Here is a 7,659-nt window from a genome sequence, read left to right as displayed (position 1 = left end):
TCTCATCCCGACACCGCCTCGATTCGACGCAAAATCAAGCGCGCGGGCTGGGATGATGCCTTCCTCCTCAGTATGCTTCGCCATATGCGATAGCCCTGCTGAAGATGGGGAGGCAGAACGGATAAGCCTCCCAGTCCTCGACCCGCGAGCGATCGAGCCAGACACGCCTGAGATAGGCGCACGCAGTGTGGTCTGTCGACGTCGTGTCCGGCTCATGCTCCCCCTCCGTCCCCGCCGAAATCTTCAAGGAACATATCAGGAACACAAACTGCATGGAAGTGGCATCTGCGGGTCGCAAGCTTCGGTCGTGCCTTAGCCCAATTAGCCCATCGGCTCCAGCACCAGCTCCATGGTCATCAGCACGGGATTGTCGCCGCGGACCAAGCGGCCCTCGGCGAGGCCGCCGGTGTAGTCGATCAGGGCGACATCGAGGGCGGCTTCGAGCGCGCCGGACGAACCGGCCTCGATGGCGCCGCAGGTTATCGCCAGCTCAGTGGCAAACGGCTCGGTAACGCCGCCATGGGTGAAGCGCGCGCCGATGGTCGAGCCGACGCCACCGTGAATTTTCGCACGCACAATGCCGTGCGCGCGACAGAATGCTTCGAGGCCGCCGGCCAAATCCTGGTTAGGCCGCAGCCGCAGCGCGAAGGCGCGGCTCTTGGCCTGCGCACCGGTGCTCTCAGCCGCCACCGGCCCGAACAGCTTGAAATTCGTTTCTGGATCGGACTCGGCCGTGAACATCGCACCATCGAGACCGAAGGCTTCGACGGCGAACGGTTCGGCGACAACAGTCTCGTCGGGCAACATGTGGCCGCCGCTGGCGCGGCCATCGGCCTCCGTCCACAGCCCGTGGCAATGAAAGAACGGCGCGCCCTCCCGCACACCCAGCGTCATCCTGCCGAGCTTCGTGCGCGTCACGCCCTTGGGCCGAAACGCATCGCTGTAGAACGCTGCATTGTCGCCCGTCTTCGACAGTGCCGGCATTACATAGCCGAACGGCCCAAGCGCGCCAGCACCAAAATTGAGCACGCCGCCGGCAAAACCCTCCGCGGCAAAACCGCGGCGCGCGGCTTCCAGCAGCGGCAGACCGGCTTGAAGCGTGAAGGCGAAGGCGCGTCCCCTCGCCTCCACCCATTGGATGCGTTCTGCGTGAGGTGCGCCCGGCTGCTTGATGCTGCGCATGACGCCCGCTCAGCTGGCCTTCGTTTTGTCGAGATCGAGCAGGCCTCGCGCCTCGAGCTCGTCGCGTACCATGCGTTTTGGAATCTTGCCGTAGCCGGATTTCGGCAGCGCTTCCCAGAAGAAGAACCGCTTCGGCATCTTGTAGCGCGGCACCATCGGCGAGAGAAATGCCGCCATCTCCGCTTCGCTCACCGGCTTCTCGCCTTCGCGCGCGACGCAGACGGCAACGCCGACCTCTCCCCAGGTCGGATCGGGCACGCCGAGCACGGCGACCTCGCCGACGGCCGGATGCGTCAAAATCTTCTCCTCGATCTCGCGTGGATAGATGTTGGAGCCGCCGGAGATGTACATGTCGGAAGCCCGTCCCGTGATGTAGACAAAACCCTCCTCGTCCATGTGACCGAGATCGCCGGTGCGGAACCAGCCGTTGCGGAACGCTTTCGCATTGGCTTCGGGATTATCGTAGTAGCCGGCGAACACCGCGGGGCCGATCACGCAGATCTCGCCGCTCTGGTTGGCTCCGAGCTCGCGGCCCTCATCGTCCTGGATCGAGACCTGCATGCCGGTGCGCTCGAAGCCACAGGTGCCGATCTTCGCATGCGGGCCGTCCTCGGAATCGTGCAACGCGGCCGGCAGCACGGTAATGTTGCCGGTGACCTCGCCAAGGCCAAAATACTGCACGATCACCTTGCCGAGCTTCTTCAGCGCTGCCTTCTGATCCTCGCGATACATCGGCGCGCCGGCATAGATCACGTGACGAAGCGAGGAATGGTCGTATTTGTCGGCCGCGCGGTGCTCGACCATCATCTTCAAAATGGTCGGCACCGTGAACAGATTGCTGACGCGCTGCGCCTCGATGAGGCGAAACGCCTCGTTGATGTCGAATTTCTCGGTCGGCAGCAGCACGGTACGCGCGCCGCGTGCGGTCTGCATCAACTGATGCACGCCTGCACCGTGCGACAATGGCGCCACCACCAGCGAGGCATCCTCTTCCGTCACACCGGGTGTCAGATCGGCCAGATGGTTGGTGACGACAAAGCCCATCTGGCCGTGGGTCAGCACCGCCGCCTTGGAGCGCCCGGTGGTGCCGGAGGTGAAGAAGAACCAGCAGGGATCGTCATGCTCGACTGCGACATTGTCCACGGCAGCGCCCGTATGCGAGGCGATGGCGTCCGCCACCGAGCGCTCGCCGAACGCGGCCTTGCCGTCGATGCTCCAGGTGAATTCCAGTGCGCCGCTCTTCACTGCCGCCGCGTGTTCGGGAAAATCGACATGGCACAAGAACGCCTTCGCCCCGGAGGCCTGAGCGAGATAGCTGACCTCATCCGGCATCAGGCGGAAATTGGTCGGGACCCAGACTGCACCGAGCCGGAACGCGGCGAACATCGAAAAGAACATCTCGTCGCCATTCGTGGAATGGACGAGGATGCGGTCGCCCTTCGCAATACCGCGCGCGGCGAGCGCTGCCGCCAGCGCCGAGACCTGCGCATCGATCTGGCGCCAGGTCCAGCACTTGTCACCCCAGACAAAGCCAGGTCGCGATCCATGCCGCCGCGCATTCTGGGTCAGCATGTAAGCGAGATTCATGACACGGCGGGACATGCGCAGGGGCTGCATCGGGCTTCCTCTTCGAGTGCGGACAGCAGGTTATCTGCCCGCTCATCGCAGCCCATTTATCGCGATCGAACGCGCCCCCGCAAGGCCGCCTGCCGCGCGCCTGCCCTACGGCTTCCTGAACGCAAACTAAGGTCACGGCGCCGCCGTCCTGGCTGTCGCAGTCCTCATTGGCGCAGCGCAGCGCCTTCTGCACGCCCGGCGGATAATCGGCCGGATCAAGCGGCTTTGCATCGTCGGTGCGCGCGGCGGCGGCGAACACAGCCAGCAGGAGGATCAGATAACGCATGCGCGTTGTCGCCGGCGCAGCCGCAGCCGCAGCCGTTCAGGGAATTTTAAACATGATCAGCGCAACCTCGCTCAGGTCTCGCGTAAAGAGTATCGCATTATGGTCAAAGCGCCCGCCTTCCTCCTGCTCACGCTGGCGCTTGCCGGATGTGCCGCGGCCCCGCAAGCGCATCTGGCCTCAGATCCCGCCTTCAAGCCCGCGCGCTATGCCTGGGATGGCGCCGGCGAGGATCCCAACCGGCCGCACGCAGCGTCCGGACCGACGCGCACCGCAGTCCGATCCCAGCACGACCGATCGCATGCCGGACTTCAGCCCTATTCGAAGGAATGGTGGCAGGCGCAGGAGGGCAGCGACGCCGAGCAGGACGCCAGGGTCAACCGCTCCCTGGTCATCTGCCGAGGTTGCCTCCGCTCGCAGCCGCAGCCCGAAGAGTCCAGGCTCGCCAAAGCCACGGATTGAATCAAACCGCTCTCATCGTTCGAGAGGCGCTCGGATTATTCAGATATCGTCACGAGCTGAGGGCAGAGGCCCGCCGTCCGTAACCGGCGGGCCTGACGATATCTAAGAGCTATTGTCCGTGCTTGAGCATGTCCCGGTCATTCAGATCCCAGTCCTGCCACAGCTGGAGTATGCCGAGCAGCACCACCACCGCACCCAGGCTCGTGTGATAGATGCGGAGAAAGCCTTCTCCGGAATAGCCGATGACGTAAGGCGAGGCGATGAGCCACAGTCCGACCAGGATCGTCATCACCTCTTGCCAGCGCTGCAAGGCGACATATTCGAGCTGGCTGAGGCCAAACACGACCAGACCGATTGCGACCGTATTCAGGATCATCGTCTGGTGTCCGGCGATCGCTTGATCCTGGATCGGAAACCACGGCGAAGCCACGATCACCGCGCCGAGCAGCATCCCGCACCAGTCTTCCCACGTTCGATGAGTATTGAAGAAACCAAAGTCCGACATCGTACCCTCCTACAACGAGGCATACGTCTGCGGCTGGCAATCACGACACTCCGAATGTCTCGCGACCCTGCCGGCCGCATTCGGGCGTATGTCCTCCAAAGGACGTGGGAACCGCCGCGGACCTTGCAAGAGCAATATCGAGGATTATTTGCGGCCGCTTATCATGCTCGCAGAGCGAGACGTCGATGCTGCAATGCGGCCGCAGGGACGCGCATTGCAGATATCTCCCCTGCCGCAATCTTCCTTGGTCTCACCTGGCAAGGGCGGGGTCAGCCTCCTAAATCGGGACGCAATCTGCACTATGGAAGGGTCCCACATGGCGGCTTCGGTACGCGACAACAAGGACAAGAACCGCTTCGAGCTCGATGTCGGCGGCGCCATCGCCTTCGCCAATTACCGGCTGACGCCGTCGGCCGTGATCATCACCCATACCGAAACGCCGCGCGCCCTCCGTGGCCGAGGTATTGGGTCCGAGCTGGTCAAGGGCGCGCTGGACTTGATCCGCCGCGACGGGAGGAAGGTGATCGCCGGCTGCGGCTTCGTGGTCGACTATCTCGACAGGCATCCGGAAGATGCGGATCTCCTCGCCTGAACCCAAAAGGGCCCCGCGAGATCGCGGGCCCTTGCGGTACGACCGAGCGATCGGTCAGTGCTTGATCTCCGGCGGCAGCTTGCCGCCATTGGCGGCGAGCTTGGACATCACCTGCTTGTGCAGCCAGACGTTCATGCTCGCGGAGTCGTTCATGTCGCCGGTGTAGCCCAGCTCCTTGGCGAGATCCTTGCGCGCAGCGAGGCTGGAATCGATGTCGAGCGCCTTCATGAGGTCGACGATGGAGGTGCGCCATTCCAGCTTCTCGCCCTTGTGCGCAGCCACCGCCTTGTCGACGACCGCGGCGACGTCGACAGCCGCCATGGGCGTGGCAGCCGGCGCGGATGTTCCCGGCGCGGCCCCTGCGGGCGCGCTGCCGGCGGGCGCGGCAGCAGCCGGATGGCTGCCGAAGATCGCGCTCATGATTTTCCCGAAAATGCTCATGTCTGCTCCCCGAAAAGGATCCGTTGGAAGGGCGTTGAGTGGCACTTATAGACGATGTTCCTGCGTTGCGCCCGCGACGTTGTGCGAACCAACACGCAGCATCAGCTTATCTGCGGCGAAATGACGGCCGAATGACATCGGCGAGGTTTGCACTGCGTCATCGAATTTCACTCAAGCGTGAGGGACAGGACTCGCAATTGGGAGTACGCTTACCGTTCAGCTCGCGATGCCATCCGGAATTCGCGTCTGGTCGGAATCGCGATCGTTCAAGCAAGCGGCCGCGTGCACCGTTGCCGGCGCGAGATCGGCCGTATGGCAAGGGAGCTAGCGACCATGGCCACACTCTACCAGGGCAATGTCCCCGGCACCGCCCGGACCGCGGAAGCGGCTGGACCGGTGATCCGAACCATCCAATTGTCCGACCTGCACGACGCGCTGAAGCGCGGCTGGGAGGATTTCAAGGCCATTCCGAGCCACGCCATCATCCTCTGCGTGATCTATCCGGTGCTCGGCCTCGTGCTCGCCCGTGTGGTGATGGGCTACTCGGTGCTGCCGCTGCTGTTTCCCCTGGCTGCGGGTTTCGCATTGATCGGCCCCTTCGCGGCGCTCGGTCTCTACGAGCTCTCCAGCCGGCGCGAACGCCATGAGGAGGCCACCGCCTGGGATGCCATGGAGGTGCTGCGCTCGCCGTCGTTCGGTGCGATGCTCGGCCTCGGCACGTTGCTGCTCGCTCTGTTCGTGACCTGGGTCGCGACCGCGCAGGCGATCTACGTTGCGGCATTCGGCTATGAGGGCGTGACCGGTATCTCGGATTTCCTGACGCGCGTTCTGACGACGCGGCAGGGCTGGTGGCTGATCGTGGTCGGCTGCGGCACGGGCTTCCTATTCGCGCTCGCCGCGCTCTGCATCAGTGCCGTCTCGTTCCCCTTGATGCTCGACCGCCATGCCGGAGCATTCGAGGCAATGAGCACCTCGCTGCTCGTCGTTGCGAAGAACCCGGTGCCGATGGCAGCCTGGGGCTTAATCGTGGCGGTGTTGCTGGCGCTCGGAACGATCCCGGCGTTCCTCGGCCTCGCCGTGGTGATCCCGGTGCTCGGCCATGCCACCTGGCATCTCTACCGCAAGGTGATCGTGTCCGATCCAGGCGCTCGTCCCGTGCCGCCTCCGCCGCATCGTCCGCGCAAGCCCGCCGCCGATTTCCCCGCCAACCTCTTCCCCTGGCGGAATAGGACGGACGCCTGACGACATCGTGACGTGCGATCCTGCCCGGCCCGGGCAGGATCGCGCGCCGTCACACGCCTTGCTTTGGCCGCGGTTGCAACCGAGATTATGCGCGCCGGTCTGATCACTCACGGAATCCATTTCATCTGATGACCACGACGATTTCTCGTCTGGCTCTCGCAGCCCTCGCCCTCTCCGCGTCCATCCTGTCAGCCCAGCCAGTGCTCGCCGCTGTTGCCTGCGGCTCCGGCAATTTCGACGCCTGGCTTGCGGACTTCAAAACCGATGCTGCGGCCAAGGGCATCTCGCAACAGGCCATTGCATCGGGACTTGCGGGCGTGACGCTCGATCAGGGCGTCCTCAATCGCGACCGTTCGCAAAAGGTCTTCAGCCAGACCTTTGAGGAGTTTTCCGGCCGCATGGTGCCGCCCCGCATGCAGCGCGGCTCCAACATGATGAAGCAATACGGCTCGGTGCTCTCGCGCATCGAGCAGGCTTACGGCGTCCCGGGCGAGGTGCTGGTCGCGATCTGGGGCCTTGAGACCGATTTCGGCGTCAACACCGGCAAGTTCGCCACGATCCGCTCGCTGGCGACGCTGGCGTATGATTGCCGGCGCTCCGAGCAGTTTCGCGCCGAGCTGATGGATGCTCTGCGCATCGTCGAGCGCGGCGATCTCGCTCCTGCCGAGATGAAGGGCGCCTGGGCCGGCGAGCTCGGCCAGACCCAGTTCATGCCGTCGTCCTGGGTGAAGTACGCCGTTGATTTCGACGGGAACGGCAAGCGCGACCTCTTGCACAACGTGCCCGACGTGCTCGCCTCCACCGCCAATTATCTCGCCGGCTATGGCTGGCAGCGCGGCAAGGATTGGCAGCCGGGCAGTCCGAACTTCGCGGTGCTCCAGCAGTGGAACAAGAGCGAGGTCTATTCCAAGACGGTGGCTTATTTCGCCACCCAGCTCGCGCGCGCTCCGTAAGCCCCGCGATGGAACGCGGAAGGCCGATCGGTCGGCGACTGGCCTTCTCTGGATGCCCTCCTCGCGGCGTGCATCACCTTTTCGCATGCACCCGCCCGTCCAGTCCTCTCCGCAACGGAACGAATCGCAGCGCAGTCGGAAAACGTGAATGTTTATTCACTCCTATATTCCTAAAGGGATGCGAATAGCGCATGCCGAGCTTGAGTCTAGACGCTGCAGACCTGCTAGCGGATCGGTGGGCGGAAACATATTTCCGCAATGCATTAAACTGCGCATTCCGTAGTACTCCGTGAAATAACGGGCATTACCTCACCGGAATCTGCCTCACGACAGGATTGAGCGCGAAAGCCCGCAGGTTAATCGTCAGTTATTATTGCTATGC

Annotated in this window: 9 protein-coding genes; 4 read left to right on the top strand and 5 right to left on the bottom strand. The window is 63.6% G+C overall.

Going from position 1 to position 7,659, the window contains the following annotated elements; all coding sequences use genetic code 11:
- Positions 1-321: 321 nt before the first annotated feature.
- The 3 genes from IVA87_RS26445 to IVA87_RS26435 are packed head-to-tail and all read right to left on the bottom strand — an operon-like array spanning position 322 to position 3,085.
- Entirely contained in the window at positions 322-1,182 is an 861-nt protein-coding gene (locus tag IVA87_RS26445; protein ID WP_247295224.1) for a DUF296 domain-containing protein, read from the bottom strand.
- A gap of 9 nt (positions 1,183-1,191) precedes the next feature.
- Positions 1,192-2,799 carry an acyl-CoA synthetase gene (locus IVA87_RS26440; protein WP_247335730.1) on the bottom strand — a complete coding sequence of 536 codons (1,608 nt, stop codon included), beginning with the start codon at positions 2,797-2,799 and terminating at the stop codon, positions 1,192-1,194.
- Positions 2,699-3,085, bottom strand: a complete 387-nt coding sequence (locus IVA87_RS26435) for a hypothetical protein (protein ID WP_247335726.1) — start codon at positions 3,083-3,085, stop codon at positions 2,699-2,701. Before IVA87_RS26435 ends, IVA87_RS26440 begins: the two co-directional genes overlap by 101 nt.
- 99 nt (positions 3,086-3,184) lie before the next feature.
- Between IVA87_RS26435 and IVA87_RS26430 the strand changes: the two genes are divergently transcribed.
- Entirely contained in the window at positions 3,185-3,544 is a 360-nt protein-coding gene (locus IVA87_RS26430) for a hypothetical protein (protein WP_247295233.1), read from the top strand.
- A 109-nt stretch (positions 3,545-3,653) separates the two neighbouring features.
- Here IVA87_RS26430 and IVA87_RS26425 read toward each other — a convergent pair whose 3' ends face one another.
- Positions 3,654-4,049, bottom strand: coding sequence for an SPW repeat protein (locus IVA87_RS26425; protein WP_247335723.1), 396 nt, complete (start codon positions 4,047-4,049; stop codon positions 3,654-3,656).
- A 316-nt stretch (positions 4,050-4,365) separates the two neighbouring features.
- On the opposite strand from IVA87_RS26425, the gene IVA87_RS26420 reads away from it, so the two are divergent.
- Positions 4,366-4,641: a GNAT family N-acetyltransferase gene (locus IVA87_RS26420; RefSeq protein ID WP_247335720.1), complete on the top strand. Its 276-nt coding sequence runs from the start codon at positions 4,366-4,368 to the stop codon at positions 4,639-4,641.
- 54 nt (positions 4,642-4,695) lie between these two features.
- On the opposite strand, the gene IVA87_RS26415 is transcribed toward IVA87_RS26420, so the two are convergent.
- Positions 4,696-5,082: a DUF3597 domain-containing protein gene (locus IVA87_RS26415; protein ID WP_247295238.1), complete on the bottom strand. Its 387-nt coding sequence runs from the start codon at positions 5,080-5,082 to the stop codon at positions 4,696-4,698.
- 333 nt (positions 5,083-5,415) lie between these two features.
- Here IVA87_RS26415 and IVA87_RS26410 point away from each other — a divergent pair, with 333 nt between their 5' ends.
- Positions 5,416-6,324, top strand: a complete 909-nt coding sequence (locus tag IVA87_RS26410; protein ID WP_247295242.1) for a DUF2189 domain-containing protein — start codon at positions 5,416-5,418, stop codon at positions 6,322-6,324.
- 128 nt (positions 6,325-6,452) lie between these two features.
- Entirely contained in the window at positions 6,453-7,277 is an 825-nt protein-coding gene (locus IVA87_RS26405) for a lytic murein transglycosylase (RefSeq protein WP_247295243.1), read from the top strand.
- Positions 7,278-7,659 lie beyond the last annotated feature (382 nt).

Source organism: Bradyrhizobium sp. 147, from assembly GCF_023073935.1.
In the GTDB taxonomy this organism is placed as follows: Bacteria; Pseudomonadota; Alphaproteobacteria; order Rhizobiales; family Xanthobacteraceae; genus Bradyrhizobium.
Note: the sequence above shows the minus strand (reverse complement) of the source record. Positions and strands in the feature narration are given on the sequence as shown.

What these genes read in the sequence shown, in the direction of transcription:
- IVA87_RS26445 (WP_247295224.1), bottom strand. Translation starts at nt 1,182, where the DNA reads ATGCGCAGCATCAAGCAGCCGGGCGCACCTCACGCAGAACGCATCCAA.
- IVA87_RS26440 (WP_247335730.1), bottom strand. Translation starts at nt 2,799, where the DNA reads ATGCAGCCCCTGCGCATGTCCCGCCGTGTCATGAATCTCGCTTACATG.
- IVA87_RS26435 (WP_247335726.1), bottom strand. Translation starts at nt 3,085, where the DNA reads ATGCGTTATCTGATCCTCCTGCTGGCTGTGTTCGCCGCCGCCGCGCGC.
- IVA87_RS26430 (WP_247295233.1), top strand. Translation starts at nt 3,185, where the DNA reads ATGGTCAAAGCGCCCGCCTTCCTCCTGCTCACGCTGGCGCTTGCCGGA.
- IVA87_RS26425 (WP_247335723.1), bottom strand. Translation starts at nt 4,049, where the DNA reads ATGTCGGACTTTGGTTTCTTCAATACTCATCGAACGTGGGAAGACTGG.
- IVA87_RS26420 (WP_247335720.1), top strand. Translation starts at nt 4,366, where the DNA reads ATGGCGGCTTCGGTACGCGACAACAAGGACAAGAACCGCTTCGAGCTC.
- IVA87_RS26415 (WP_247295238.1), bottom strand. Translation starts at nt 5,082, where the DNA reads ATGAGCATTTTCGGGAAAATCATGAGCGCGATCTTCGGCAGCCATCCG.
- IVA87_RS26410 (WP_247295242.1), top strand. Translation starts at nt 5,416, where the DNA reads ATGGCCACACTCTACCAGGGCAATGTCCCCGGCACCGCCCGGACCGCG.
- IVA87_RS26405 (WP_247295243.1), top strand. Translation starts at nt 6,453, where the DNA reads ATGACCACGACGATTTCTCGTCTGGCTCTCGCAGCCCTCGCCCTCTCC.